This window comes from Pseudomonas sp. EA_65y_Pfl1_P113, assembly GCF_963970525.1.
Classification (GTDB): domain Bacteria; phylum Pseudomonadota; class Gammaproteobacteria; order Pseudomonadales; family Pseudomonadaceae; genus Aquipseudomonas; species Aquipseudomonas tritici.
The window spans coordinates 60,757-86,676 of sequence record NZ_CAXAQM010000021.1; the positions used below are offsets into that span (position 1 = coordinate 60,757).

General features: G+C 60.8%; 30 protein-coding genes. 18 read left to right on the forward strand and 12 right to left on the reverse strand.

From position 1 onward, the window contains the following. The first annotated feature begins 48 nt into the window (after positions 1-48). The 3 genes from pyrR to AACY52_RS19150 are packed head-to-tail and all read left to right on the forward strand — an operon-like array spanning position 49 to position 2,852. The gene (pyrR, locus tag AACY52_RS19140) at positions 49-555 is read left to right on the forward strand and encodes a bifunctional pyr operon transcriptional regulator/uracil phosphoribosyltransferase PyrR (protein WP_339415263.1); all 507 of its coding nucleotides are present in this window, start codon (positions 49-51) and stop codon (positions 553-555) included. Between the two features lie 24 nt (positions 556-579). Next, positions 580-1,584 carry an aspartate carbamoyltransferase catalytic subunit gene (locus tag AACY52_RS19145; RefSeq protein ID WP_049711114.1) on the forward strand — a complete coding sequence of 335 codons (1,005 nt, stop codon included), beginning with the start codon at positions 580-582 and terminating at the stop codon, positions 1,582-1,584. Next, the gene (locus tag AACY52_RS19150) at positions 1,581-2,852 is read left to right on the forward strand and encodes a dihydroorotase (protein ID WP_339415262.1); all 1,272 of its coding nucleotides are present in this window, start codon (positions 1,581-1,583) and stop codon (positions 2,850-2,852) included. The genes AACY52_RS19145 and AACY52_RS19150 overlap by 4 nt, the downstream gene beginning before the upstream one ends. Before the next feature lie 76 nt (positions 2,853-2,928). Here AACY52_RS19150 and AACY52_RS19155 read toward each other — a convergent pair whose 3' ends face one another. After that, positions 2,929-3,357: an NINE protein gene (locus AACY52_RS19155; protein ID WP_370467849.1), complete on the reverse strand. Its 429-nt coding sequence runs from the start codon at positions 3,355-3,357 to the stop codon at positions 2,929-2,931. A 250-nt stretch (positions 3,358-3,607) separates the two neighbouring features. On the opposite strand from AACY52_RS19155, the gene AACY52_RS19160 reads away from it, so the two are divergent. Further along, positions 3,608-4,246, forward strand: a complete 639-nt coding sequence (locus AACY52_RS19160; protein WP_339415261.1) for a C40 family peptidase — start codon at positions 3,608-3,610, stop codon at positions 4,244-4,246. A 77-nt stretch (positions 4,247-4,323) separates the two neighbouring features. Here AACY52_RS19160 and AACY52_RS19165 read toward each other — a convergent pair whose 3' ends face one another. Beyond that, complete coding sequence (locus AACY52_RS19165) at positions 4,324-5,358, reverse strand: type IV pilus twitching motility protein PilT (RefSeq protein WP_339427648.1); 1,035 nt, start codon at positions 5,356-5,358, stop codon at positions 4,324-4,326. A gap of 57 nt (positions 5,359-5,415) precedes the next feature. Between AACY52_RS19165 and AACY52_RS19170 the strand changes: the two genes are divergently transcribed. From AACY52_RS19170 to AACY52_RS19210, 9 genes are all read left to right on the forward strand, one after another. Continuing rightward, on the forward strand, positions 5,416-6,102 hold the full coding sequence (locus tag AACY52_RS19170; protein WP_339415259.1) for a YggS family pyridoxal phosphate-dependent enzyme: 687 nt from the start codon (positions 5,416-5,418) through the stop codon (positions 6,100-6,102). 34 nt (positions 6,103-6,136) lie between these two features. Then, positions 6,137-6,955 carry a pyrroline-5-carboxylate reductase gene (gene proC, locus AACY52_RS19175; protein ID WP_339415258.1) on the forward strand — a complete coding sequence of 273 codons (819 nt, stop codon included), beginning with the start codon at positions 6,137-6,139 and terminating at the stop codon, positions 6,953-6,955. Positions 6,956-6,964: 9 nt separating this feature from the next. Beyond that, on the forward strand, positions 6,965-7,555 hold the full coding sequence (locus tag AACY52_RS19180) for a YggT family protein (protein WP_339415257.1): 591 nt from the start codon (positions 6,965-6,967) through the stop codon (positions 7,553-7,555). A gap of 207 nt (positions 7,556-7,762) precedes the next feature. Further along, the gene (locus AACY52_RS19185) at positions 7,763-8,902 is read left to right on the forward strand and encodes a homoserine O-acetyltransferase (protein ID WP_339415256.1); all 1,140 of its coding nucleotides are present in this window, start codon (positions 7,763-7,765) and stop codon (positions 8,900-8,902) included. 7 nt (positions 8,903-8,909) lie between these two features. Continuing rightward, positions 8,910-9,530, forward strand: coding sequence for a methionine biosynthesis protein MetW (gene metW, locus AACY52_RS19190; RefSeq protein WP_339415255.1), 621 nt, complete (start codon positions 8,910-8,912; stop codon positions 9,528-9,530). A 22-nt stretch (positions 9,531-9,552) separates the two neighbouring features. Further along, positions 9,553-9,987: a DUF4426 domain-containing protein gene (locus AACY52_RS19195; protein ID WP_339415254.1), complete on the forward strand. Its 435-nt coding sequence runs from the start codon at positions 9,553-9,555 to the stop codon at positions 9,985-9,987. After that, entirely contained in the window at positions 9,984-10,580 is a 597-nt protein-coding gene (gene rdgB / locus AACY52_RS19200; protein ID WP_339427647.1) for an RdgB/HAM1 family non-canonical purine NTP pyrophosphatase, read from the forward strand. Before AACY52_RS19195 ends, rdgB begins: the two co-directional genes overlap by 4 nt. Continuing rightward, positions 10,577-11,779: a radical SAM family heme chaperone HemW gene (hemW, locus tag AACY52_RS19205; RefSeq protein WP_339415252.1), complete on the forward strand. Its 1,203-nt coding sequence runs from the start codon at positions 10,577-10,579 to the stop codon at positions 11,777-11,779. Before rdgB ends, hemW begins: the two co-directional genes overlap by 4 nt. Before the next feature lie 17 nt (positions 11,780-11,796). Continuing rightward, positions 11,797-12,120: a DUF3392 domain-containing protein gene (locus tag AACY52_RS19210; RefSeq protein ID WP_010207241.1), complete on the forward strand. Its 324-nt coding sequence runs from the start codon at positions 11,797-11,799 to the stop codon at positions 12,118-12,120. Between the two features lie 158 nt (positions 12,121-12,278). Here the strand turns inward: AACY52_RS19210 and trmB are convergent, their stop codons facing one another. From trmB to AACY52_RS19230, 4 genes are all read right to left on the reverse strand, one after another. Next, a complete protein-coding gene (gene trmB, locus AACY52_RS19215) occupies positions 12,279-13,004 on the reverse strand; it encodes a tRNA (guanosine(46)-N7)-methyltransferase TrmB (protein WP_339415251.1) in 726 nt (241 codons plus the stop codon). Between the two features lie 9 nt (positions 13,005-13,013). Continuing rightward, complete coding sequence (locus AACY52_RS19220; RefSeq protein WP_032884143.1) at positions 13,014-13,808, reverse strand: thiazole synthase; 795 nt, start codon at positions 13,806-13,808, stop codon at positions 13,014-13,016. 52 nt (positions 13,809-13,860) lie between these two features. Continuing rightward, entirely contained in the window at positions 13,861-14,061 is a 201-nt protein-coding gene (thiS, locus tag AACY52_RS19225; RefSeq protein ID WP_163003275.1) for a sulfur carrier protein ThiS, read from the reverse strand. A gap of 80 nt (positions 14,062-14,141) precedes the next feature. After that, on the reverse strand, positions 14,142-14,516 hold the full coding sequence (locus AACY52_RS19230; protein ID WP_339415250.1) for a DUF423 domain-containing protein: 375 nt from the start codon (positions 14,514-14,516) through the stop codon (positions 14,142-14,144). A 74-nt stretch (positions 14,517-14,590) separates the two neighbouring features. Here AACY52_RS19230 and mtgA point away from each other — a divergent pair, with 74 nt between their 5' ends. Continuing rightward, positions 14,591-15,313, forward strand: a complete 723-nt coding sequence (mtgA, locus tag AACY52_RS19235) for a monofunctional biosynthetic peptidoglycan transglycosylase (RefSeq protein WP_339415249.1) — start codon at positions 14,591-14,593, stop codon at positions 15,311-15,313. A gap of 98 nt (positions 15,314-15,411) precedes the next feature. Here mtgA and rpoH read toward each other — a convergent pair whose 3' ends face one another. The 4 genes from rpoH to ftsY all read right to left on the reverse strand — a co-directional run bounded on the left by rpoH (position 15,412) and on the right by ftsY (position 19,479). Then, positions 15,412-16,266, reverse strand: a complete 855-nt coding sequence (rpoH, locus tag AACY52_RS19240; RefSeq protein ID WP_003176698.1) for an RNA polymerase sigma factor RpoH — start codon at positions 16,264-16,266, stop codon at positions 15,412-15,414. 128 nt (positions 16,267-16,394) lie between these two features. Further along, on the reverse strand, positions 16,395-17,420 hold the full coding sequence (ftsX, locus tag AACY52_RS19245; RefSeq protein WP_339415248.1) for a permease-like cell division protein FtsX: 1,026 nt from the start codon (positions 17,418-17,420) through the stop codon (positions 16,395-16,397). Continuing rightward, positions 17,417-18,088 carry a cell division ATP-binding protein FtsE gene (gene ftsE, locus AACY52_RS19250; protein WP_003213784.1) on the reverse strand — a complete coding sequence of 224 codons (672 nt, stop codon included), beginning with the start codon at positions 18,086-18,088 and terminating at the stop codon, positions 17,417-17,419. The genes ftsX and ftsE overlap by 4 nt, the downstream gene beginning before the upstream one ends. Then, the gene (ftsY, locus tag AACY52_RS19255) at positions 18,085-19,479 is read right to left on the reverse strand and encodes a signal recognition particle-docking protein FtsY (protein ID WP_339427692.1); all 1,395 of its coding nucleotides are present in this window, start codon (positions 19,477-19,479) and stop codon (positions 18,085-18,087) included. The genes ftsE and ftsY overlap by 4 nt, the downstream gene beginning before the upstream one ends. Before the next feature lie 285 nt (positions 19,480-19,764). On the opposite strand from ftsY, the gene AACY52_RS19260 reads away from it, so the two are divergent. From AACY52_RS19260 to AACY52_RS19275, 4 genes are read left to right on the forward strand one after another with little or no spacing between them, the layout of a single operon-like run. Then, positions 19,765-21,120, forward strand: a complete 1,356-nt coding sequence (locus AACY52_RS19260) for a pitrilysin family protein (RefSeq protein WP_339415247.1) — start codon at positions 19,765-19,767, stop codon at positions 21,118-21,120. Next, on the forward strand, positions 21,113-22,603 hold the full coding sequence (locus AACY52_RS19265; RefSeq protein WP_339415246.1) for a pitrilysin family protein: 1,491 nt from the start codon (positions 21,113-21,115) through the stop codon (positions 22,601-22,603). The genes AACY52_RS19260 and AACY52_RS19265 overlap by 8 nt, the downstream gene beginning before the upstream one ends. Continuing rightward, positions 22,603-23,220, forward strand: a complete 618-nt coding sequence (gene rsmD / locus AACY52_RS19270) for a 16S rRNA (guanine(966)-N(2))-methyltransferase RsmD (protein WP_339415245.1) — start codon at positions 22,603-22,605, stop codon at positions 23,218-23,220. The genes AACY52_RS19265 and rsmD overlap by 1 nt, the downstream gene beginning before the upstream one ends. Positions 23,221-23,242: 22 nt before the next feature. Further along, positions 23,243-24,238 (forward strand): hydrolase, encoded by a 996-nt coding sequence (locus AACY52_RS19275; protein ID WP_339415244.1) that lies wholly within the window; start codon positions 23,243-23,245, stop codon positions 24,236-24,238. 28 nt (positions 24,239-24,266) lie between these two features. On the opposite strand, the gene AACY52_RS19280 is transcribed toward AACY52_RS19275, so the two are convergent. After that, the gene (locus tag AACY52_RS19280; protein ID WP_339415243.1) at positions 24,267-25,121 is read right to left on the reverse strand and encodes a sulfurtransferase; all 855 of its coding nucleotides are present in this window, start codon (positions 25,119-25,121) and stop codon (positions 24,267-24,269) included. 33 nt (positions 25,122-25,154) lie between these two features. Further along, positions 25,155-25,826, reverse strand: a complete 672-nt coding sequence (locus AACY52_RS19285; RefSeq protein WP_339436152.1) for a TetR/AcrR family transcriptional regulator — start codon at positions 25,824-25,826, stop codon at positions 25,155-25,157. Positions 25,827-25,920 lie beyond the last annotated feature (94 nt).

Sequence of the window (25,920 nt, forward strand, 5' to 3'; positions counted from 1 at the left end):
TACGTTTACGCCCGGACCTTGCCCCCGCCAGGCCTTGAAGGAGCCACCATGAGCTTGCCGAACCCCGCCGAACTGATCAGCCAGATGGCCAAAAGCCTCACGGCCCATCTGCAACTCCGCGCCATCAGCGAACCGCGTTTCATCGGTATTCGCACTGGCGGTGTGTGGGTGGCCCAGGCACTGCTGGAAGAGCTCGGCAGCGATTCGCCCCTGGGCACCCTGGACGTGTCCTTCTACCGCGATGACTTCAGCCAGAACGGCCTACACCCGCAAGTGCGCCCGTCGGCCCTGCCCTTCGAGATCGAAGGCCAGCATCTGGTGCTGATCGATGACGTGCTGATGAGCGGCCGCACCATTCGCGCCGCCCTGAACGAACTGTTCGACTACGGTCGCCCGGCCAGCGTGACACTGGTGTGCCTGTTGGACCTGGAAGCCGGCGAATTGCCGATCAGCCCGGATGTGGTCGGCGCCACACTGTCGCTGGAAGCCCACCAGCGGGTAAAATTGTCCGGTCCCACGCCGCTCGAACTCGAACTGCAAGACCTTGCCCTTTAAACCGCCTTGTACAGAGTCCCCGCGATGACGCCTCTAGATGCCAAGCGCCCGCTGCAGCTCAATGCTCAGGGCCAGCTGCAACATTTCTTGTCCCTCGACGGTTTGCCCCGCGAACTGCTCACCGAAATCCTCGACACCGCTGACTCGTTCCTCGAAGTCGGCGGCCGCGCGGTGAAGAAGGTCCCGCTGCTGCGCGGCAAGACCATCTGCAATGTGTTCTTCGAAAACTCCACGCGCACCCGTACCACCTTTGAGCTGGCGGCCCAGCGACTGTCGGCCGACGTGATCACGCTGAACGTGTCGACCTCGTCGGCGAGCAAGGGCGAGACCCTGCTCGACACCCTGCGCAACCTGGAAGCCATGGCCGCTGACATGTTCGTGGTGCGCCACGGCGATTCCGGCGCCGCGCATTTCATCGCCGAGCACGTGTGCCCGCAGGTAGCGATCATCAACGGCGGCGACGGCCGTCACGCCCACCCGACCCAGGGCATGCTCGACATGCTCACCATCCGTCGGCACAAGGGCAGCTTTGAAAACCTCTCGGTGGCCATCGTCGGCGACATCCTGCACTCGCGGGTGGCGCGCTCGAACATGCTGGCCCTGAAAACCCTGGGTTGCCCAGACATCCGCGTGATCGCACCGAAAACCCTGCTGCCGATCGGTATCGAGCAGTACGGCGTGAAGGTCTACACCGACATGACCGAAGGCCTCAAGGATGTCGACGTGGTGATCATGCTGCGCCTGCAACGCGAACGCATGTCCGGCGGCCTGCTCCCAAGCGAAGGCGAGTTCTACCGCCTGTTCGGCCTGACCACTGCACGCCTGGCCGGCGCCAAGCCGGATGCCATCGTGATGCACCCCGGCCCGATCAACCGCGGCGTGGAGATTGAGTCGGCGGTGGCCGACGGCAACCAGTCGGTGATCCTCAACCAAGTGACCTACGGCATCGCCGTGCGCATGGCGGTGTTGTCCATGGCCATGAGCGGGCAAACCGCGCAACGTCAATTCGAGCAGGAGAACGCCCAGTGAAGCTAAGCATTCTCGGCGCCCGCGTTATCGATCCGGCCAGTGGCCTGGATCAAGTTACCGATCTGCACCTGGAAGCCGGCAAGATCATCGCCATTGGCGCGGCCCCTGCTGGTTTCAGCGCGGTTGAAACCATCGATGCCAAAGGCCTGGTGGCCGCGCCTGGCCTAGTGGACCTGAACGTCGCCCTGCGCGAGCCGGGTTACAGTCGCAAGGGCAACATCATCAGCGAAACCCGCGCCGCTGCGGCCGGTGGCGTGACCAGCCTGTGCTGCCCGCCGCACACCAAGCCAGTCCTGGACACTTCGGCGGTGACCGAGCTGATCCTGGACCGCGCCCGTGAGGCCGGCAATTGCAAAGTGTTCCCCATTGGCGCCCTGAGCAAAGGCCTGGAAGGCGAACAACTGGCCGAGCTGATCGCCCTGCGCGATGCCGGTTGCGTGGCCTTTGGCAACGGTTTGGAGAGCTTTCGCAGTACCCGCACCCTGTGCCGCGCCCTGGAATACGCAGCCACCTTCGACCTGACGGTGATCTTCCACTCCCAGGACCACGACTTGGCCGAAGGCGGCCTGGCCCATGAAGGCGCCGTGGCCAGCTTCCTCGGCTTGCCGGGCATTCCGGAAACCGCCGAAACCGTGGCCCTGGCCCGTGACCTGCTGCTGGTGGAACAAAGCGGTGTGCGTGCGCACTTCAGCCAACTGACCAGCGCACGCGGTGTGGCCCTGATTGCGCAGGCCCAGGCCCGTGGCTTGCCGGTGACGGCGGATGTGGCGTTGTATCAGCTGATTTTGACCGATGAGGCGCTGATCGACTTCTCCAGCCTCTACCACGTGCAACCGCCGCTGCGCACCCGTGCCGACCGTGATGGTTTGCGCGCGGCGGTGAAGTCGGGTGTGATCTCGGCGATTTCCAGCCACCACCAGCCCCACGAGCGCGATGCCAAGCTGGCACCGTTCGGCGCGACAGAGCCGGGTATCAGCAGCGTTGAGCTGTTGCTGCCGTTGGCGATGACGCTGGTGGAAGAGGGTTTGCTGGACTTGCCGACGTTGCTCACGCGACTGAGCGCCGGCCCGGCCGAGGCATTGCGTTTACCGGCGGGTAAGTTGGCGGTGGGTTCGGCGGCGGACTTGGTGCTGTTTGATCCGGCCAGCTCCACGGTAGCTGGGGAGCACTGGCTGTCCAAAGGTGAGAATTGCCCGTTTATCGGGCATAGCTTGCCGGCAACGGTGCGTTACACCTTGGTGGATGGGCGGATCAGCTATCAGGCCTAAAGCCGGTCTAGAGCGGGCACAGTAACTGTGGGAGCAAGCCCGCTCCCACAGTTAGTTTGTATCGGCCTCTAGAGACTCAACGTCCGCCGTTGCGCTCGGCATTACGAATCGAAATCTGCGTATTCAGCGTCCAGAAGTCATACAGCACGCCCACCAGGAACAAGCCGCCGGTCAGCAGGTAGATCAGGCCGGAGATCCATTTGCCCTGATACATACGGTGCACGCCAAATACGCCCAGGAACGCCAACAGAATCCACGCCACGTTGTATTCGATAGGCCCGGCGGTAAAACGCAGGTCCGCTTCACGGTCCATGGCCGGAATCAGGAACAGGTCGATCAGCCAGCCAATCCCCAGCAAGCCCAAGGTGAAAAACCAGATCGTACCGGTCACCGGCTTGCCGTAATAGAAGCGATGCGCGCCGGTAAAACCGAAAATCCACAACAGGTAACCGATCACCTTGCTGTGGGTGTCTTGTTGCTGGCCAATCTGCTGATAGGTGTTCATCGCGTACCTCTTTTGCCTCGATAGAAAAAATTTTTCACTTTCTTTGTGACTTTTTTACAGGCGCCCGACGTACGGCAAATGGTATCTTCCCTGCCCTGAAAGCCTTATGCCACCTGCCTTGTGTAGGACAATTGCGGCGAATCGTCGCGTTTTTCCTGATTTTGACGTCAAGGTTCAGTCGACAAACGGCCTGAGAACGACACTAAAACCTGTTATAAAGTTGCGCGCAAACCCATAAGAGCCACGCCTAATGCGACCATTTTTCAAGACATGGCTAACCATTTGCCTATTAATGCCACTGGCCGCCCACGCCACCAATCGTGAGCAACGACTTCCTAACGTTAACGGTTTCACCCCTAAAGTCCACAGCACGCCAGGCACTACCAAGTCGGTAAAGCTGACTGTCAGCCGCCCAACTCAACTGAGCAAGGCCCACAACGGCAAAGCAGTACCGGGCCTGGTAGGCGTCAACACCAAGCAGAGCAGCAGCGTCCTCAGCCGCGCCGTCAACGTGCTCGGTACTCCTTATCGTTGGGGCGGTAGCAGCCCAAGTAAAGGGTTCGACTGCAGTGGTTTGGTGAAATATGCGTTTAATGATGTTGCAGCAGTAGACTTGCCGCGCACGTCCAATGCCATGGCCGCAGGCCACGGGCAGAAGGTTGATCGCAAGGACCTGAAACCGGGTGACCTGTTGTTCTTCAAACTGAAGAGCCGTAAGGTGAACCACGTTGCTATCTACCTGGGCAATGACCGTTTTATCCACGCGCCGCGCCGTGGCAAATCGGTCAGCATCGACACGCTGAAAAAGCCGTTCTGGAATAAGAACTACGTGGTTGCCAAGCGGGTTCTGCCTAAAGAGCAGAACAACTTGCGGATCGTCCAGCGCTGATTTCAGGCTGAAATACAGTAAAAAGGTGGGAGCGAGCTTGCTCGCTCCCACCTTTTATTTACATCGTTTTCAAGACCTCATATGTCTGCAGGCACCCTCGCCTTGCCCTGCGCCTCTTCCCGACTGATCACGCCCTCCCCGACCAACGCCTTCAAACTCATATCCAGCGTCTTCATCCCCAACGCTCCACCCGTCTGGATCGCCGAGGCCATCTGCGCCACCTTGTCCTCGCGGATCAAATTCCGAATCGCCGGCGTGCCCAGCATGATCTCGTGAGCCGCCACCCGCCCGCCGCCCATCTTCTTCACCAGCACTTGGGACACCACCGCCTGCAACGACTCTGACAGCATCGCGCGGACCATGGCTTTTTCCCCGGACGGGAACACATCCACCAGCCGGTCTACGGACTTCGCCGCCGAGCTGGTGTGCAGTGTGCCAAAGACCAGGTGCCCGGTCTCCGCCGCCGTCAGCGCCAGGCGGATGGTTTCCAGGTCGCGCAGTTCACCCACCAGGATCACGTCAGGATCTTCCCGTAGCGCCGAGCGCAGTGCGGTGGAAAAGCTATGGGTGTCGCGGTGCACCTGGCGTTGGTTGATCAACGCCGTTTTCGGTGTGTGGATAAACTCGATGGGGTCTTCGAGCGTGAGGATGTGCTGACGCCGATGCTGATTGAGAAAATCGATCATCGCCGCCAAGGTTGTGGACTTGCCCGAGCCAGTGGGGCCAGTCACCAACACCAAGCCGCGCGGTAGCTGGGCGATACGCTGAAACACATCCCCCAGGCCCAGGCTTTCCAGGCTCTGCACCTCAGAGGGGATGGTGCGAAACACGGCGCCCATGCCGCGGTCCTGCTGGAACACATTCGCACGGAACCGCGCTACGTCGGGCAGCTCGAAAGCAAAATCCGTTTCAAGAGATGTTTCGAAATCCTTTTGTTGGTGCTGATTCAGTAAGGGTCTCAATAAGTCCGCAACTTGCGTAGGTGAGAGCACCGGCCAATCCAGCGGCCACACCTCGCCATCCACCCGCAACATCGGCGCCAGGCCAGCTGACAAATGCAGGTCGGAGGCGCCACGGCGCACGCTGGCCGTGAGTAATTCAGTGATATCCATAGGGCTTTCCATTTCCAGTAGAATGCCGCGGACTCCATATCCACGGGCGCATCTTGAATGTCGACGATAGCAGACAACATCGGCCTGGTTAGCCAGCGCATCCGCGCCGCAGCCGACGCCGTGCAACGTGACGCAAGCAGCATCCACCTGCTGGCCGTGAGCAAGACCAAACCCGCACTCGCAGTGCGCGAAGCCTATGCCGCCGGGATGCGCGATTTTGGCGAGAACTATCTACAGGAAGCGTTGGGCAAACAGGAGGAATTGACCGACTTGCCCTTGAGTTGGCACTTCATCGGCCCCATTCAATCGAACAAGACTCGTGCGATCGCCGAGAACTTCGCTTGGGTGCATTCCGTGGACCGCTTGAAAATTGCTCAACGTTTGTCCGAACAGCGCCCGGCCAACCTGCCGCCGCTGAATATCTGCATTCAGGTCAACGTCAGTGGCGAAGCCAGCAAGTCCGGCTGTACACCCGCCGACCTGCCGGCCCTGGCCAATGCGATCAGCGCCTTGCCGCGCCTGAAGCTGCGTGGCTTGATGGCGATCCCCGAGCCGACTGAAGATCGGGCGGCCCAAGATGCGGCGTTCGCCACCGTACGCGAGCTGCAAGCCCGTTTGAACCTGCCGTTGGACACACTTTCCATGGGCATGAGCCACGACCTCGAGTCGGCCATTGCCCAAGGCGCCACCTGGGTGCGGATCGGTACCGCCCTGTTCGGCGCCCGCGACTACGGCCAGCCTTGAAAATGGCTGACTTCTATTTAACCAAGGACCTGTCATGACAGACACGCGTATAGCTTTTATCGGCGCCGGCAACATGGCGGCCAGCCTGATCGGAGGCCTACGGGCCCAAGGCCTGGGCAGCGCGCAAATTCGCGCCAGCGACCCGGGCGCCGACACCCGTGCCCGCGTCAGCGCCGAGCACGGCATTGAAACCTTTGCCGACAACGCTGAGGCCATCCAGGGCGTCGACGTGATCGTGCTGGCAGTCAAGCCGCAAGCCATGAAGGCCGTGTGCGAAAGCCTGCGCCCGAGCCTGCAACCGCAGCAACTGGTGGTGTCCATCGCCGCCGGGATCAACTGCGCCAGCCTGAAGCAATGGCTCGGCGACCAGCCGATCGTGCGTTGTATGCCGAATACGCCATCCCTGCTGCGCCAGGGCGTGAGCGGTTTGTACGCAACGGCTGACGTCACCGCCGAACAACGTGACCAGGCCCAAGAGCTGCTGTCCGCCGTGGGCATCGCCCTGTGGCTGGAACAGGAGCAGCAACTGGACGCGGTCACCGCCGTATCCGGCAGCGGCCCGGCGTATTTCTTCCTGCTGATCGAAGCCATGACCGCCGCCGGCGTAAAACTGGGCCTGTCCAAGGACGTTGCCGAGCAGCTGGCTGAACAGACCGCCCTGGGCGCCGCACATATGGCGGTGTCCAGCGACGTGGACGCAGCCGAGTTGCGCCGTCGCGTGACCTCCCCCGGCGGCACCACACAAGCGGCTATCGAATCGTTCCAGGCCGGGGGCTTTGAAGCCCTGGTCGAAAAAGCATTGGGCGCCGCTGCGCACCGCTCGGCCGAACTCGCCGAACAACTTGGCAAATAAGGAGCCAACATGATTGGTTTGAACACCGCAGCCGTCTACGTGCTGCAAACCATCGGCAGTCTGTATTTGCTGATCGTGCTGATGCGCTTCGTGCTGCAACTGGTGCGCGCGAACTTCTACAACCCGCTCTGCCAGTTCATCGTCAAGGCCACCCAGCCACTGCTCAAGCCGTTGCGCCGGATCATCCCGAGCCTTTTCGGCCTGGACATGTCGTCGCTGGTACTGGCGATCCTGGTGCAGTTGGCCTTGATGGCGCTGACCCTGCTGCTGACCTACGGCACCACCGGCAATTTCGTCCAGTTGCTGGTCTGGGCAATCATCGGCGTGACCGCGCTGTTCCTGAAGATCTTCTTCTTTGCTTTGATCATCAGCGTGATCCTGTCCTGGGTCGCTCCGGGTAGCCATAACCCCGGCGCTGAGCTGGTGAACCAGATCTGCGAGCCGGCCCTGGCGCCGTTCCGCAGGCTGCTGCCGAACCTGGGCGGCCTGGATATCTCGCCGATCCTGGCGTTCATGGTGCTCAAGTTGCTGGATATGCTGGTGATCAACAACCTGGCGGCCATGACGTCAATGCCGGACATCCTGCGAGTGCTGATCTAACACTTGGCGCAGTAAAGTGTGGGAGCTGGCTTACCTGCGACAGCGGTGTATCAGTCAACGGATTGGCTGACTGGCACGCCGGTATCGCAGGCAAGCCAGCTCCCACATTTTGTATCTGCCTATTGAATTGAATCCGCACAGGCCTTTGCTTGCCGCTAGGTGCAGCGGTCTTTAGACTTACGCCTCATTTAAACGAGAGCAGGGTCGATGCCAACTGCCTTCCCCCCCGATTCTGTTGGACTGGTCGTGCCCCAAGTGGCGCACTTCAGCGAACCGCTGGCCCTGGCCTGCGGACGTTCGCTGCCTGCCTATGACCTGATCTACGAAACCTACGGCCAACTGAACGCCACGGCGAGCAATGCCGTGCTGATCTGCCACGCCCTGTCCGGCCATCATCACGCTGCCGGTTTCCACTCCGCCGACGAGCGCAAGCCTGGCTGGTGGGACAGTTGCATCGGCCCTGGCAAACCCATCGACACAAACACGTTCTTCGTGGTCAGCCTGAACAACCTAGGCGGCTGCAACGGATCCACTGGCCCGAGCAGTATCAACCCGGAAACCGGCAAGCCGTTCGGCGCCGACTTCCCGGTGCTCACCGTGGAAGACTGGGTGCACAGCCAGGCGCGTCTTGCCGACCTGTTGGGCGTCGATCAATGGGCAGCGGTGATCGGCGGCAGCCTGGGCGGCATGCAGGCGCTGCAATGGACCATTACCTACCCGGATCGCGTGCGCCATTGCCTGGCTATCGCCTCGGCCCCCAAGTTGTCGGCACAGAACATCGCCTTCAACGAAGTGGCGCGCCAGGCCATCCTTACCGACCCCGAGTTCCACGGCGGTTCGTTCCAGGAAGCGGGTGTGATTCCCAAGCGCGGCCTGATGCTGGCGCGCATGGTCGGGCACATCACCTACCTGTCCGATGATTCCATGGGCGAAAAATTCGGCCGTGGCCTCAAGAGCGAAAAGCTCAACTACGACTTCCACAGCGTTGAGTTCCAGGTGGAGAGCTACCTGCGTTATCAGGGCGAGGAATTCTCGGGGCGTTTCGACGCCAATACGTACTTGCTGATGACCAAGGCCCTGGACTACTTCGACCCGGCCGCCAACCACGACGACGACCTGGCGAAAACCTTCGAGGGCGCTACGGCCAAGTTTTGCGTGATGTCCTTCACCACCGACTGGCGTTTCTCGCCGGCACGCTCGCGTGAGCTGGTGGATGCGCTGATGGCTGCGCGCAAAGACGTCTGCTACCTGGAGATCGATGCTCCGCAAGGCCATGACGCCTTCCTGATTCCGATCCCGCGGTACCTGCAAGCCTTCAGCAACTACATGAACCGCATAACTTTGTGAGAGCACCATGAGAGCCGACCTGGAAATCATCCAAGACTGGATCCCCGCTGGCAGCCGCGTGCTCGACTTGGGTTGCGGCGATGGGGAACTGCTGAGTTGGCTGCGGGACAACAAGCAAGTCACCGGCTACGGCCTGGAAAACGACCCGGACAACATCGCCCAGTGCGTAGCCAAGGGCATTAACGTGATCGAACAGGACCTGGACAAGGGCCTGGGCAACTTTGCCAGCAACAGTTTCGACATCGTGGTGATGACCCAGGCGCTACAGGCGGTGCACTACCCGGATCGCATCCTCGACGAAATGCTGCGCGTCGGCCGCCAGTGCATCATCACCTTTCCCAACTTCGGTCACTGGCGCTGCCGCTGGTACCTGGCCACAAAGGGCCGCATGCCGGTATCGGATTTCCTGCCCTACACCTGGTACAACACGCCGAACATCCACTTCTGCACTTTCGAAGACTTCGAAGCCTTGTGTAGCGAGCGTGAAGCCAAAGTGATCAACCGCCTTGCCGTCGATCAACAGCACCGCCACGGCTGGGCGAGTAAGCTATGGCCCAACCTGTTGGGCGAAATTGGTATTTACCGGGTCAGCAGCCCTGGCCTGATCGACCACAAGATTGCCGTCTAATCATCTTTCAAGAGGGACGTTCATGAGTCGTTTGGCTGTTTTTCTATTGACCGCTTGCCTGGGCGCCAGCGCCATGGCCGCGGACGCTATCGACGCAAATCGCAAGAAAGACTTTGGCGATATCACCGTCCACTACAACACCTTCACTTCCAGCTTCCTGCAACCGGAAACCGCCCAGAAGATCGGCGTGGTGCGCAGCAAGGAGAAGGGTTTGATCAACGTAACCGTGATCAAGGGTGTGACGCCAGTGGCGGCGCAAGTGACGGGCACCATCAAGGATTTGGGCGGTAAGAGCGAGATACTGACGTTCAAGCAAATCGAAGAAAAAGGCGGGATTAACTACCTCGCCCCTTACGCCGTGACGCAGCGGGAATACAAGACGTTTACCATCAATGTTGAAACCGGTGGCAAAGCCCATAGCTTCCAATTCAACCAGGAACTGTTTCCGGCGCAATGATAAACCTTACCCAACTCGTACTCGCCAGCCACAACGCCGGCAAGCTTAAAGAACTCCAGGCGATGCTCGGCGAATCCGTGCAATTGCGCTCGATTGGCGAGTTCAGCCAGGTGGAGCCGGAAGAGACCGGCCTGTCCTTCGTCGAGAACGCCATTCTCAAGGCACGCAATGCGGCACGTATTTCCGGCCTGCCGGCGCTGGCGGATGACTCGGGCCTGGCGGTGGACTTCCTCGGCGGCGCCCCTGGCATTTACTCGGCACGTTACGCCGACGGCAAAGGCGACGCGGCCAACAACGCCAAGTTGCTCGACGCCCTCAAGGATGTACCGGACGCGATGCGCGGCGCGCAGTTCGTGTGTGTGCTGGCCCTGGTACGACATGCCGATGATCCATTGCCGATCCTGTGCGAAGGCCTGTGGCACGGGCGCATTCTGCATGCGGCCAGCGGTGAGCATGGTTTTGGCTATGACCCGCTGTTCTGGGTACCGGAACGTAATGTCTCGAGCGCCGAGTTGAGCCCGGCCGACAAGAACCAGATCAGCCATCGCGCTCGCGCAATGGATTTGCTGCGCCAACGCCTGAGCCTGAAATGACCCAGAACACCTCCGCGCAGCCGCTGATCCACGGCGGCGCGCAAACACCCCGGGCGGCCCTGCCTGTGCTGCCGCCCCTGGCGCTGTATATCCACATCCCGTGGTGCGTACGCAAATGCCCCTATTGCGACTTCAACTCCCACACCGCCAGCAAGGTGCTGCCGGAAGAAGACTATGTGGACGCCTTGCTGGCCGATCTCGATCAGGACCTGTATGCGGTTTACGGTCGCGAACTGAGTTCGATCTTCTTCGGTGGTGGTACGCCCAGTCTGTTCAGCGCCGCAGCGCTGGGCCGCTTGCTTGAGGGCGTGGAAGCACGCATCCGGTTTGCCAGCGATATAGAGATCACCCTGGAAGCCAACCCAGGGACGTTCGAGCAAGAGAAATTCGTGGCTTATCGCAAGCTGGGGATCAATCGCCTGTCCATCGGCATCCAGAGTTTCCAGCAGGAAAAGCTCCAGGCCCTGGGACGTATCCACAATGGTGATGAAGCCGTGCGTGCAGCGGGCATGGCGCGCCTGGCCGGGTTTGATAACTTCAACCTGGATTTGATGCACGGTTTGCCCGATCAGTCCCTGGACGACGCGTTGAGCGATTTGCGCCAAGCCATCGCGCTCAAACCCTCGCACTTGTCGTGGTACCAACTGACCCTGGAGCCCAACACCGTATTCTGGAACCAGCCGCCCGCGCTGCCGGAAGACGATACGCTGTGGGATATCCAGGAAGCGGGCCAGGCGCTGCTTGCTGAACACGGTTACGCGCAATATGAAGTCTCGGCCTATGCCCAGCCAGGTCGCCCGGCGCGGCATAACCTGAACTACTGGAGCTTCGGTGACTTTATCGGCATCGGCGCCGGCGCCCACGGCAAACTCAGCCATCCGGACGGGCGCATCGTGCGCACCTGGAAGACGCGAGCGCCGAAGGACTACCTCAACCCGGCCAAAAGCTTTCAGGCTGGGGCGAAAGAGCTGACTAACGAGGAACTGCCGTTTGAGTTCCTGATGAACGCTTTGCGCCTGACCGAAGGTGTCGAAGCCAAGCTCTACGCCGAGCGCACCGGCCTCGATCTGGCAAGCCTGGATGACGCACGCACGGATGCAGAACAAAGCGGCTTAATGCAGGTCGAACCGTCACGCCTGGCGGCGACCGACCGCGGGCAACTCTTTCTCAATGACCTGCTGCAGAAGTTTTTGAGCTGACGCTCTAAGGAAATCGAATGGATTTGGTACTCGACCTGCTCGCCACCGTATCCCGCTGGAGCCGCAGCAACCTGTCGGAAATATCCCTGGCCCTTGTGGGCTGTTTGCTGGTGCTGTTTGGCGCTGATATCAAAGGCTGGGTAGAAGCCCGCCTGGGCAGCGTCGCCGGCGCATTGCGCGTCCCGTTGATGGCGCTGCTGTGCATGATCGGCAGCGGCGCGGCGTTGATCTATGCCACACCGTGGATTGTGCGAGGGTTGAGCCAGTTCAATAACTACAGCCTGGCACCGGTGCTGGTGGTGGTGCTGGTGTTGATTGGGGTTGTGGCAGACCGCCGCTGACCTAAAGCCCAACACAAAACAAATGTGGGAGCTGGCTTGTCGGATCGCCGCACCGCTGCGATAGCATCACCTGGGTATCACTGATACACCGAGGTGTCTGCATCGCAGCGGTGCCGCGATCCGACAAGCCAGCTCCCACAGTTTTGACCGTGTGCTACTCAGTCGATTTTTTCGAACTTCAAATCCCACACCCCATGCCCCAATCGCTCGCCGCGACGTTCGAACTTGGTGATCGGGCGCTCAGCCGGGCGTGGCACGCATTTGCCGTCTTCGGCCAGGTTGCGGTAGCCGGGGGCCACGTTCATGACTTCCAGCATGTATTCCGCGTACGGTTCCCAGTCGGTGGCCATGTGCAAGATGCCGCCGACCTTGAGCTTGCTGCGTACCAGCTCCGCGAAGGAAGCCTGGACGATACGGCGCTTGTGGTGACGGGATTTATGCCAAGGATCCGGGAAGAACAGCATCAGCCGATCAAGGCTGTTGTCGGCGATGCAGCGGTTGAGCACTTCGATCGCGTCGCAGTCGTAGACCCGCAGGTTGGTCAACCCTTGGGTCAATACGCCGTTGAGCAACGCGCCAACACCTGGGCGATGCACTTCAACACCGATGAAATCCTGTTCTGGCGAGGCTGCCGCCATTTCCAGCAGGGAGTGGCCCATGCCGAAGCCGATTTCCAGGGAACGCGGGGCCGAACGGCCGAACACCTGGTCGTAATCCACCGGTGCGTCGGCCAGGGGCAGCACAAACAAGGGTGCGCCTTGCTCCAGGCCCTTTTGCTGGCCTTCGGTCATGCGACCGGCGCGCATCACAAAACTCTTGATGCGGCGGTGCTTGGACTCGTCGGCGTCGTCCAGAGTGTTCGGCGTTTCGTTTGATTCAGTCATCAATGGCTCTTACTTGATCAGACCATCCAGCGGCGAGGAGGCGCTGGCGTAGAGTTTTTTCGGCATGCGACCGGCGAGGTACGCCAGGCGGCCCGCGACGATGGCGTGTTTCATGGCTTCAGCCATCATGATTGGCTGTTGGGCATGGGCGATGGCCGAGTTCATCAGCACTGCGTCGCAGCCCAGTTCCATGGCGATGGTAGCGTCGGAGGCAGTGCCCACGCCCGCGTCGACCAGCACGGGAATCTTGGCTTCTTCAAGGATGATCTGCAGGTTGTACGGATTGCAGATACCCAGACCGGAACCGATCAGACCGGCCAGCGGCATCACGGCGATACAGCCGATTTCGGCCAGTTGGCGCGCGATGATCGGGTCATCGCTGGTGTAGACCATCACGTCGAAGCCTTCCTTGACCAGCGTTTCAGCGGCCTTGAGGGTCTCGATCACGTTGGGAAACAGGGTTTTCTGGTCGGCCAGCACTTCCAGCTTCACCAGATTATGGCCGTCGAGCAGCTCACGGGCCAGGCGGCAGGTGCGCACGGCTTCAATGGCGTCGTAGCACCCGGCGGTGTTCGGCAAAAAGGTGTAGCGATCCGGCGACAGCACTTCGAGCAGGTTCGGCTCGCCTTCGATCTGGCCGAGGTTGGTGCGGCGCACGGCGAAGGTGACGATCTCGGCGCCCGAGGCTTCAATGGCCAGGCGGGTCTCTTCCATGTCGCGGTACTTGCCGGTACCCACTAACAGGCGGGACTGGTAGGTACGACCGGCCAGGACGAAGGGCTTGTCGCTACGAACGATGCTCATGGGAAATCCTCGAAATGGGGTGAGGTTCTGCAGAATTCAGCAAGCTGCGCGACTAGCCGCCGCCGATGGCGTGGACCACTTCGACCTGGTCACCGTCGGTGAGCGCGGTCTCGGCGTGCTGGCTACGCGGGACGATATCCAGGTTGAGCTCCACTGCGACGCGACGCCCGGTCAGGTCCAGACGGGTCAGTAGGGCCGCAACGGTTTCACCGTCGGGCAGTTCAAGGGACTCGCCGTTCAACTGAATGCGCATGCCAGGGGCCGCCATCGTTTTTAGGGGCCAGCATTCTAGCGCGATTGGGACCTGAAGGTCAGCTTCAAGCGTCAAGCGGTCTAAAGCTGCAAGCGCCACGCCGCCAGCCCCAGAAAGAACCAGCCGAGCAGAAAGGCCAGGCCACCAAATGGCGTGATGATGCCGAGCTTGCTGATACCGGTCATCGTCAGCACATACAGGCTGCCGGAGAACAGCAGGATGCCGACGGCAAAGGAGATACCCGCCCAGGTGACCAGCCGGCCAGGAATGTGCGCGGCCAACAGTGCCACGCCAAACAGGGCCAGGGTGTGCACCAGTTGGTAGGTCACACCGGTATGGAAGATCGCCAGGTATTCGGCACTCAGGCGGTTCTTCAGGCCGTGGGCGGCGAAGGCGCCAAGGGCGACACCGGTGAAGCCGAAAAAGGCAGCCAGCATCAGAAAGCTACGCAGCATGAGGAACTCCAGTCAGACTCATCGGGCAGGGTCTGTATAATGGCCCGCTCAACGGGTTCGGCCAAGCCATCTCTATGCTGCGTGTCCTCTTCAAACGCTTTCTCAACGTCGTCAAATGGCTCGCCATCGGCAGTGTGCTGTTGGTCCTGCTGTTTCGCTTCGTCCCGCCGCCCTTCACTGCGCTGATGGTGGAGCGCAAGGTCGAATCGTGGCTTGACGGTGAGCCCATCGACCTGCAGCGCAGCTGGGTGCCGTGGGACGAGATCTCCGATGACCTCAAAATGGCGGTGATTGCCGGTGAAGACCAGCACTTCCCGCAGCACTGGGGTTTTGATTTCGGCGCAATCCAGGCGGCGATCCAGCACAACGAGCGCGGCGGTTCGATACGCGGCGCCAGCACGTTGAGCCAGCAGGTGTCGAAAAACCTGTTCCTGTGGGCCGGCCGCAGTTATTTACGCAAAGGCCTGGAGGTTTGGTTTACCGGGCTGATCGAGGTGTTGTGGCCCAAGCAGCGGATTCTTGAGGTGTACCTCAACAGCGTTGAGTGGGATGAAGGGGTGTTTGGCGCAGAAGCGGCAGCGCGGCATCACTTTGGGGTAAGTGCCAAGGGGCTTTCTCGGCAACAGGCCAGCTATTTGGCCGCCGTACTGCCTAACCCTCGGGTCTGGAGTGCCAGCCATCCGACGGCGTATGTGGCAAGGCGCGCGGCGTGGATTCGGCAGCAGATGGGCCAGTTGGGTGGGGATGGTTATCTGGTTGAGTTGAATAACTCCCGCAAGGCGCCTTGGTCCGACTGACCCAACCTCTCTCGACAGCGGCTACGGTCAGTTAATAGATGCAAACAAAAATGCCCCGATCTCTCGATCGGGGCATTTTTTTGGCTTTTCGCAGCGTTTTAGGCGGCGATCGACAACTTCAGCTTATTCATCGCGCTTTTCTCAAGCTGACGAATCCGCTCAGCCGACACGTTGTACTTCTGTGCCAGGTCGTGCAGCGTGGCTTTTTCTTCCGCCAGCCAGCGCTGGTAGAGGATGTCACGGCTGCGGTCGTCCAGCACTTCCAACGCTTCGTGCAGGTTGTGGTTGGAGTTGTCGCTCCAGTCCGCATCCTCCAATTGACGCGCCGGGTCGTACCGGTGATCTTCCAGGTAGTTGGCCGGCGATTGGAAGGCGCTGTCGTCGTCCGCTTCGGCGGCCGGGTCGAAGGCCATGTCATGGCCGGTCAGGCGGCTTTCCATCTCGCGCACTTCACGCGGCTCCACGCCGAGGCTTTCGGCCACACGGTGGACTTCCTCGTTATTCAGCCACGCCAGGCGTTTCTTCTGGCTGCGCAGGTTGAAGAACAGCTTGCGCTGGGCCTTGGTGGTCGCGACTTTCACAATGCGCCAGTTGCGCAGGATGAACTCGTGGATTTCCGCCTTGATCCAGTGGACGGCAAACGACACCAGGCGCACACCCATTTCAGGGTTGAAGCGCTTGACCGCCTTCATCAGGCCAACGTTGCCTTCCTGGATCAGGTCAGCCTGGGCCAGGCCGTAGCCGCTATAGCTACGGGCGATATGTACGACAAAACGCAGGTGGGCGAGCACCATCTGCCGAGCCGCCCCCAAATCCTGCTCATAGTAGAGACTCTCGGCCAGTTCACGCTCCTGCTCAGGCGTCAGCAATGGAATGCTGTTCACCGTGTGCACATAGGCTTCCAGGTTCGCACCTGGCACCAAGGCATAAGCAGGTTGCAAAGAAGTGGTCATACGAAAAAACCTCCGACTCACATAACTCGTGCAGTTCAGCACTGCGAAAATTGACCGGGAACCGTAGGACAAGTTCCCTAAACCACTGATACGGTCAATACAACGTAACCACATTAATCTGGCATTAACTACTTCGGTGCCAACTCACGTAAATGCCGTGCAACCGCAATCCAGGCACCGATATACCCCAACAGTACTGCGCCAAGCAAGAGGCTCAGACCATCGGCGACCGGCACACCGGCCAAGGCGAAATCACTGCCATAAAGTCCGGCAAGCCCGACAACCGCGTCGTTCAGCCAGTCAAGGCCAAACGCCAGCACCCCCCAGGACAAAATCCCGGCACCGAAGCCATAAAGCGCGCCCATGTACAGAAAAGGACGACGCACATAGCTGTCCGTGCCGCCGACCAGTTTAATCACTTCTATCTCGATGCGACGGTTTTCAATATGAAGACGAATGGTATTACCTATCACCAAAAGTAATGCAGACACCAACAGCACCGTCAGCCCGAACACAAACCGGTCGCCCAGCTTCAGAATCGCCGCCAGCCGCTCAACCCAGACTAGATCAAGTTGCGCCTGTTGCACCTTGGGCATCTCTGCGAGTTTTTGTCGCAGGGCTTCCAGCGTCGGCTTATCGACTTCGTTCGGTGTTACCAGAACCACGCCCGGCAGCGGGTTCTGCGGCAGCTCCTTGAGCGCCTCGCCCAGGCCGGATTGTTGCTGGAACTCTTCAAGAGCCTGATCACGGCTGATGTACTCAGCCTCCGCCACGCCGGGCATATTCTTGATGTCATCGCGCAGGGACTCGCCGTCTTTGGCGCTGGCGTCGATGTTCAAGTACAGGGAAATTTGCGCCGCGCGCTGCCAGGAACCGCCCAGGCGCTCGACATTATTGAGCAGCAACGACAAACCCATCGGCAGGCTCAACGCCACAGCCATCACCAGGCAGGTGAAAAAACTGCCGATCGGCTGCTTGCCCAGGCGACGCAGGCTGTCGAGCAGGCTGGCGCGATGGCTTTCAATCCAGGCTCGCAGCAAGGTGCTGAAGTCCGGGCCGTCGTCTTCGTCGTGTTTTTTCTTCTTCTGCGGTTGCGGGTCGGCCGGTTTCGGCGCCACGCGCTCGGAGACTTTAGGGCTGCGTGTTGCACTCATACGCCGGCCTCCCCGTCACCGATCAGGCGGCCGCGTTGCAGGGTCAGCATGCGATGGCGCATGCGCGCGATCAGCGCGAGGTCGTGGCTGGCGATCAGCACGCTGGTGCCCAGGCGGTTGATGTCTTCGAATACCCCCATGATCTCGGCCGCCAGTCGCGGGTCGAGGTTACCGGTGGGTTCATCAGCCAGCAGCAAGGCCGGGCGATGCACGATGGCGCGGGCGATGCCGACACGCTGTTGCTGGCCGGTGGACAGGTCGCCGGGGTAGAGATCAGTCTTGTCAGACAGCGCCACGCGCTCAAGGGCCGAGTCCACGCGCTTGACGATCTCGGCCTTGGACAGCCCGAGGATCTGCAACGGCAGCGCGATGTTATTGAACACCGTGCGATCGAACAGTAACTGGTGGTTCTGGAACACCACGCCGATCTGGCGGCGCAGGAAGGGAATCTGCGCATTGCTGATAGTTGCCAGATCCTGACCCGCCAGCAGCAGTTTGCCGGTGGTTGGGCGCTCCATGGCCAGCAGCAGGCGCAGCAAGGTACTTTTGCCTGCACCGGAATGGCCGGTGACAAACAAGAATTCGCCGCGACGCACTCGAAAGCTCAGCTCATGCAAGCCGACATGCCCGTTGGCATAGCGTTTACCGACCTGTTCGAATCGAATCATGAACGCTCCCGCTCGGCAAACAGCGCCTGTACAAAGGGTTCGGCTTCAAAGGTGCGCAGGTCGTCGATGCCTTCACCAACGCCGATGTAACGAATCGGCAGCCCGAACTGTTTAGCCAGGGCGAAAATCACACCGCCCTTGGCCGTGCCGTCGAGCTTAGTCAATGCCAGGCCGGTCAGTTGCACCGTCTGGTTGAATTGTTTGGCCTGGCTGATGGCGTTCTGGCCGGTACCGGCGTCGAGCACCAGCAGCACTTCGTGCGGCGCGTCTGCATCCAGCTTGCCGATCACGCGGCGCACTTTCTTCAGTTCTTCCATCAAATTGTCTTTGGTGTGCAGGCGACCGGCGGTATCGGCGATCAGCACGTCGATGTTGCGCGCCTTGGCGGCTTGCACGGCATCGAAGATAACCGAGGCGGAATCGGCGCCGGTGTGCTGGGCGATGACCGGGATCTTGTTGCGCTCGCCCCAGACCTGCAACTGCTCAACCGCGGCAGCACGGAAGGTATCGCCCGCGGCCAGCATGACTTTCTTGCCTTCCGACTGAAGTTTCTTGGCCAATTTACCAATGGTGGTGGTCTTGCCGGCGCCGTTGACGCCCACCACCAGGATCACGAACGGCTTGTTCGGGGTGATCACCAGCGGCGCTTCCACCGGTTTGAGCATGGCGGCCAGCTCTGCCTGCAGGGATTTGTAGAGCGCGTCGGCGTCGGTCAGCTGCTTGCGCGCTACCTTCTGGGTCAGGCTCTGGATGATTACGGCAGTAGCTTCGACGCCCACGTCGGCGGTGAGCAGACGGGTTTCGATGTCTTCCAGCAGTTCGTCATCAATGACTTTTTTGCCGAGGAACAGGCTGGCCATGCCTTCGCCGATGCTGGCGCTGGTTTTGCTCAGGCCTTGCTTGAGGCGGGTGAAGAAGCCAGCTTTGCTGGTTTGCGCAGTGTCAGCGACAGGCTCGGGCTCGACGGCGGCAGGCGGGGATTCGACCACCGTTGGCGCAGGCACTTCAACGACGGGCGGCGCTTCGACCACGATGTCAACCGGCGCAGCCACAGCCGGAATCGGCGGTGCCACATGCTCGGCCTGCACATCTTCAACCAACGCCACAGGCTCTTCGGCCACCGGCAACTCAGGCCACGGCTTGTGCTCTGGCTCTGGCCCTGGCTCACCCTCTGCCACCGGCTGCAACACCGGTTCAGCCATCGGCAACACCACCGGCGCTGGCGTTTCGGCGACCGGTTCGGCTTCTACTATAGGGTCAGGGATCGGTTCAGCTTGAACCTGCGGCTGTTCGACGACGGTTTCCTGCGGCTTTTTGCGCAGCCATCCGAACAGGCCTTTCTTCTCGCCAGCCGCAGCTGGGGTCTTCTTGTCGTCGTTGGAACCAAACATGGAGACGGCTATCTCAAGGTAGCGACGCGCCAAGGGGCGCTTCGGTAAATAAAATTTGATGCGTAACAGACTGTTTTTTAGCCAGCTCGTTCATGCGCAACATTTTGTAAGGCCTAAATAGGGCCTCAACAGGACCGCCGCAGTGGCCGTCCTTAAGTCGGATCAGTATCCTAGGGCGTGTCATTCATCATTACCAGTGCCACTGGTAATGATGAATGACACGCCCTAACCTCCTCGCCCGCCGACGCTAAGACCAAGCGGTCAGCCCAACAGGTTTAAAAACGAATGAATGCTCTAGCCCGCCGCGCCGCAGGCCTGCTGTTCGGTACAGTTTGTCTGCCTCTGTCAGCCTTGGCTGCCGACCCACAACCCACCCATGAGTTCACCCTGGATAACGGCCTCAAGGTGGTCGTGCGCGAAGATCATCGCGCGCCAGTGGTGGTTTCCCAGGTGTGGTACAAGGTCGGTTCGAGCTACGAAACCCCGGGCCAGACCGGTTTGTCCCACGCCCTGGAGCACATGATGTTCAAGGGCAGCGCCAAAGTCGGCCCCGGCGAAGCCTCGCTGATCCTGCGCGACCTCGGCGCCGAAGAAAACGCGTTCACCAGCGATGACTACACCGCCTACTACCAAGTGCTGGCGCGTGACCGCCTGGGTGTGGCCTTCGAGCTGGAGGCCGACCGCATGGCCAGCCTGCGCCTGCCGGCCGACGAGTTCAGCCGCGAGATCGAGGTGATCAAGGAAGAGCGCCGTCTGCGCACCGATGATAATCCGATGTCCAAGGCCTATGAGCGCTTCAAGGCCATGGCCTTCCCGGCCAGCGGTTATCACACGCCGACCATCGGCTGGATGGCCGACCTGGACCGCATGAAGGTCGAAGAGCTGCGCCACTGGTACCAATCCTGGTACGTGCCGAACAACGCGACCCTGGTGGTGGTCGGCGACGTCACCCCGGACGAGGTAAAAAACCTTGCCAAGCGCTACTTTGGCCCGATCCCCAAGCGTGACGTACCACCGGCCAAGATCCCGATGGAACTGGCCGAGCCGGGCGAACGCCTGCTGACCCTGCATGTGCAGACTCAACTGCCGAGCGTGATCCTGGGTTTCAACGTACCTGGGCTGGCCACCGCCGAAGACAAACGCTCGGTACAAGCCCTGCGCCTGATCTCGGCCTTGCTGGACGGCGGCTACAGCGCGCGTATCTCCGAGCAGTTGGAACGCGGTGAGGAACTGGTCTCCGCTGCCTCTACCCACTACGACGCCTACACCCGTGGCGATACCCTGTTCATGCTGACCGCCACTCCCAACCAGCAGAAAAAGAAAACCGTGGCCCAAGCCGAGGCCGGCCTGTGGCGCCTGCTGGAAGAGCTGAAAGCCAAACCACCGACCGCCGAAGAACTGGAACGCATCCGAGCCCAAGTCATTGCCGGCCTGGTCTACCAGCGTGATTCCATCACCAGCCAGGCTACGGCCATTGGCGCGCTGGAAACCGTCGGTTTGTCCTGGAAGCTGATGGACACCGAACTGGCCGACCTGCAAAGCGTGACCCCGGAAGATATCCAGAAAGCCGCGCGCACCTATTTCACCCGCGAACGTCTCAGCGTCGCCCATGTCCTGCCCCAGGAGACCGCTCATGAGTGATCGCAAAAACAGCCGCCTGATCTTTCCCGGCCTGATCGCTGTCACCTTAATCGCCGCCGGCGCCGTGTACTTCATGCGTCCGACTGAATCGGTTGCGAGCCCAGCGCTGGAAAAAGCCCAATCGGGCAATACACTGCAATCCCTGACGGAACTGGACGGCAAGGCGCCGACCAACCGCAAGCTCGACGTGCAGACCTGGAATACCGCCGAAGGCGCCAAAGTGCTGTTCGTCGAAGCCCACGAACTGCCGATGTTCGACGTGCGCATCCTGTTCGCCGCTGGCAGCAGCCAGGACGGCGACGTGCCTGGCCTGGCGCTGATGACCAACGCCATGCTCAACGAAGGCGTGCCGGGCAAGGACGTGAGCCAGATTGCCCGCGACTTTGAAGGCCTCGGCGCGGACTTTGGCAACGGCGCATTTCGCGACATGGCGCTGGTTTCCCTGCGCAGCCTGAGTGACAGCGACAAACGCGACGCCGCCTTGACCCTGTTTGATCAAGTGATCGGCAAGCCAACTTTCCCGGCCGATTCCCTGGCGCGGATCAAGAACCAGATCCTGGCCGGCTTTGAGTACCAGAAGCAAAACCCCGGCAAGCTGGCGAGCCTCGAGCTGTTCAAGCGCTTGTACGGTGACCACCCTTACGCTCACCCAAGCGAAGGCACGCCGCAAAGCGTTCCGAAGATTACCCTGGCGCAGTTGCAGGCGTTCCACGCCAAGGCTTATGCAGCGGGCAACGCGGTGATTGCCGTAGTCGGCGACATGACCCGCGCCGAAGCTGAAGCCATGACGGCCAAGATTTCCTCATCGCTGCCCAAAGGCCCGGCCCTGGCAAAAATCGCCCAGCCCACCGAGCCCAAGCCCGGCCTGACCCGTATCGAGTTCCCGTCCAAGCAGACTCACCTGCTGTTCGCGCAACTGGGGATCGACCGCGCCGACCCGGACTACGCAGCCTTGTCCTTGGGCAACCAGATCCTCGGCGGCGGTGGTTTCGGCACTCGCTTGATGAGTGAAGTGCGTGAAAAGCGCGGCCTGACCTACGGCGTGTACTCCGGTTTCTCGCCGATGCAGGTGCGCGGACCGTTCATGATCAATCTGCAGACCCGCGCCGAAATGAGCGGCGGCACCCTGCGTCTGGTTGAGGATGTGGTCGCCGACTACCTCAAGACCGGCCCGACGCAAAAAGAACTGGATGACGCCAAGCGTGAGCTGGCTGGCAGCTTCCCGCTGTCTACCGCAAGCAACGCCGATATCGTCGGGCAGCTGGGCGCGATGGGTTTCTACAACCTGCCGCTGAGCTATCTGGAAGATTTCATGAAACAATCCCAGGCCCTGACCGTAGAACAGGTCAAGGCTGCAATGAACAAACACTTGAGCGCGGACAAGATGGTCATCGTGACCGCCGGCCCGACGATTGCGCAAAAGCCACTACCGCCCCCCACTGATAAACCCGCCGAGCAGCCGCTCGGGGTTCCGGAGCATTAATGGCCAGTTCATCTCGCCCGAAAAAACCTGTCCACAACGTGCATAACGGTGTGGGCCAGCTGCGCATCATTGGCGGCGAATGGGGCAGCCGCAAGCTGAGCTTCCCCGACGTCGTAGGCCTGCGCCCGACGCCAGATCGCGTGCGCGAAACCCTGTTCAACTGGCTCGCACCTTACATCGCAGGGGCCAAGGTGCTGGACCCGTTCGCGGGCAGCGGCGCGCTGTTCCTGGAGGCGCTGTCCCGTGGTGCCGCCCAGGCGCAGGCACTGGACGCCAGCAATGTGGCCGTCTCCAGCCTCAAGGAACACTTGGGCACCCTGCGTTGCACCAACGGCCAGGTGCAAACCGCCGACGCGCTGCGCTACCTGGAAACCCAAGCCGCCAGCGAGTACGACGTGGTGTTCCTCGACCCGCCGTTCAACCAGAACCTGCTGCCGACCGTGTGTGCGCTGCTGGAAGAACGCCAATGGCTGGCGCCGGATGCGTGGGTCTACACCGAAAGTGAGACTGCGCCGTCGACACTGGGCTTGCCGGGCGCGTGGCGCCTGCACCGGGAGCAGAAGTCCGGTCGGGTGTATTACGCGTTGTGGCACCGCGTGGTCGAAACCGCCGCCTAAACCTGTGGTGAGCGGGACCCTCATGAAGCCTTTCACTGAAAAATTCACCCCCGCCTTCGGCCTCGGCAACCCCCACTTGCAAACGCTATGGGGGCCGCTGTGCCGCCCCACCACTCATATCGAGCGCCAACGCGAACGCCTGTGGCTGGACGACGGCGACTTCCTCGACCTCGACTGGCACGGGCCTCATGACACGCAAGCACCTCTGGTGCTGGTGCTGCACGGGCTGACAGGTTCGTCCAACTCACCCTACGTAGCGGGCTTGCAAAAAGCCCTCGCCGTCCAAGGCTGGGCCAGCGTGGCGCTGAATTGGCGCGGTTGCTCGGGTGAACCCAACCTGCTGGCACGCAGTTACCACTCCGGCGCCAGCGAAGACCTGGTCGCAGCGGTTGCTCATCTGCGCGCCAAGCGGCCTTTGGCGCCGTTGTACGCGGTGGGTTATTCCCTGGGCGGCAATGTGCTACTCAAGCATTTGGGCGAAACCGGAAAGGCGTCGGGGCTACAAGGCGCGGCGGCGGTGTCGGTGCCGTTTCGCCTGGATCAGTGTGCGGACCGGATCGGCCTGGGCTTTTCGCGGATTTATCAAAAACACTTCATGCGTGAAATGCTCGCGTATATCCGCGTCAAGCAAAGCCGTTTTCTACAGGATGGTCGGGCTGACGGGCTTAAAACCCTGGAGTCCCTCGGCTCACTGGAGAAGATGCGCACGTTCTGGGACTTCGATGGCCGCGTGACCGCGCCGCTGCACGGCTACCTGAGTGCGGAGGATTATTACCGCCGCGCATCGAGTCGTTATTACCTGGCCAGTATCCGCACGCCGACCCTGATTATCCAGGCGGCGGATGATCCGTTTGTGTTTGCCCATAGCCTGCCAGAGGCCAGCGAGCTGTCGGACTGCACTGAGTTTGAGCTGACGGACAAGGGTGGGCATGTTGGGTTTGTTGAGGGCTCGCTCAAACGCCCCGGTTACTACCTGGAGCGCCGGATTCCCCAGTGGTTACTGACACAACACGGTTAAACATGTGTGGGCTTGCTCGCCGGACAACTCAGTCGCCGGTAGCGACTTCCCGCTGCGGATCAGTAATCCACTCACTCCAAGACCCCGCATACAACTTACCCAAGGGATAACCCGCCAGGCTCAACGCAAACAGGTTGTGGCAGGCCGTCACGCCTGAACCGCAATACGCCACCAGCTCATCCGGCGAGCGCCCCCGGAGTTGGGCAGCAAAGCGCTGCTTAAGCTGATCTGCCGGCAGGAAGCGACCGTCGCTGCCCAGGTTTTCGTTAAACGCCGCGCATTGCGCCCCAGGGATATGCCCGGCAATCGGATCGATAGGCTCCACTTCGCCGCGAAAACGCGGTTGAGCGCGCGCATCGATCAGCGTCAATCCCGGCTGGCCCAGGCGTTTTTGCAGGTGTTCGGCATCGAGCAGCAGGCGATTGTCCGGCGTCCCCGCGAAAGTGCCAGCTTCAACGACCGGCGTATCCAGGCTCAACGCGAAACCCGCGGCATGCCATGCCTTGAGGCCGCCATTCAGAATAAACACGCCATCACGCTTGCCCAACCAAACCAACAGCCACCATGCCCGCGCGGCGTAGGCGCCAGGACCGTCGTCATACAGCACCACATCGGTGTCAGCGCTGATGCCCCAAGCCCGTAATTGCCGAGCGAACGTCTGCGCTGCCGGCAACGGATGACGCCCGGTCACACCCTTGGTCACCGGCCCGCTCATATGACGTTCCAAGTCAGCATACTGCGCGCCCTCGATATGCCCTTCGGCGTAGCTGCAGCGCCCGTAGTTCGGGTCTTCCAGGGCAAAGCGGCAATCCAGGATCACCAACCCGCCAGCCTTCTGGCGCTCGGCCAGTTGCTGGGGACTGATCAGTTGGGCAAGCGGCATGACGGCCTCCTATGAATAGATTCGAGAAAGGTCCTACTTCACTTCTTCCAATGCCTGATTCAACGGCACGTAAAACTCTTTGAATAAGGCGTCCACGGCCTCTTTCGCCTGGGGCGTGACAAACCCAGCCTCCAGCACCAACACCTGATACACCCCGCGCTTGATGGCCTCGGCGCTCAAGTGGGTGGAATTTTCGTTGGTCGTGCACAAAAAACGCACCCAGGAGGTCAGGATAATCCACGCATTGAGGGTCAGCGCCTCGGTTTGCACCGGGTCCATATTCAGAATGCCGGCATCGACAAACCCCTGGTAAATCGCGCCGCCCTGGATCAGGCAGCGCTGGGAAAAACGCCGATAGCCGGTGGCCAGTTCTGGATCGCTTTCCAATAGGTGTTCGAGGTCGCGGTGCAGGAAACGATAACGCCACATGCCGGCCAATACGGCTTGCAGGTAGAAGCGCTTGTCCGCCACGGCCATGGCACGACCTTGAGGCGGGCGCAGGAAACTGTCCACCAGGGCTTCGTATTCGCGAAACAGTACGGCGATGATCGCCTGCTTGTTGGGGAAGTGGTAGTACAGGTTGCCCGGAGAAATTTCCATATGGGCGGCGATGTGGTTGGTGCTCACACTGCGCTCGCCCTGCTGGTTAAAAAGCTCCAGGCTGGTTTGCACAATGCGCTCGCTGGTCTTTACTCGTGGTGCCATAGGGGATCAGCTTCTGTACACGTGATGGGGCATCTTACGGCCTATCCTTGCCAGGATAAATGTGCATGTTGCTGCGATGTTATTTGACAATTTA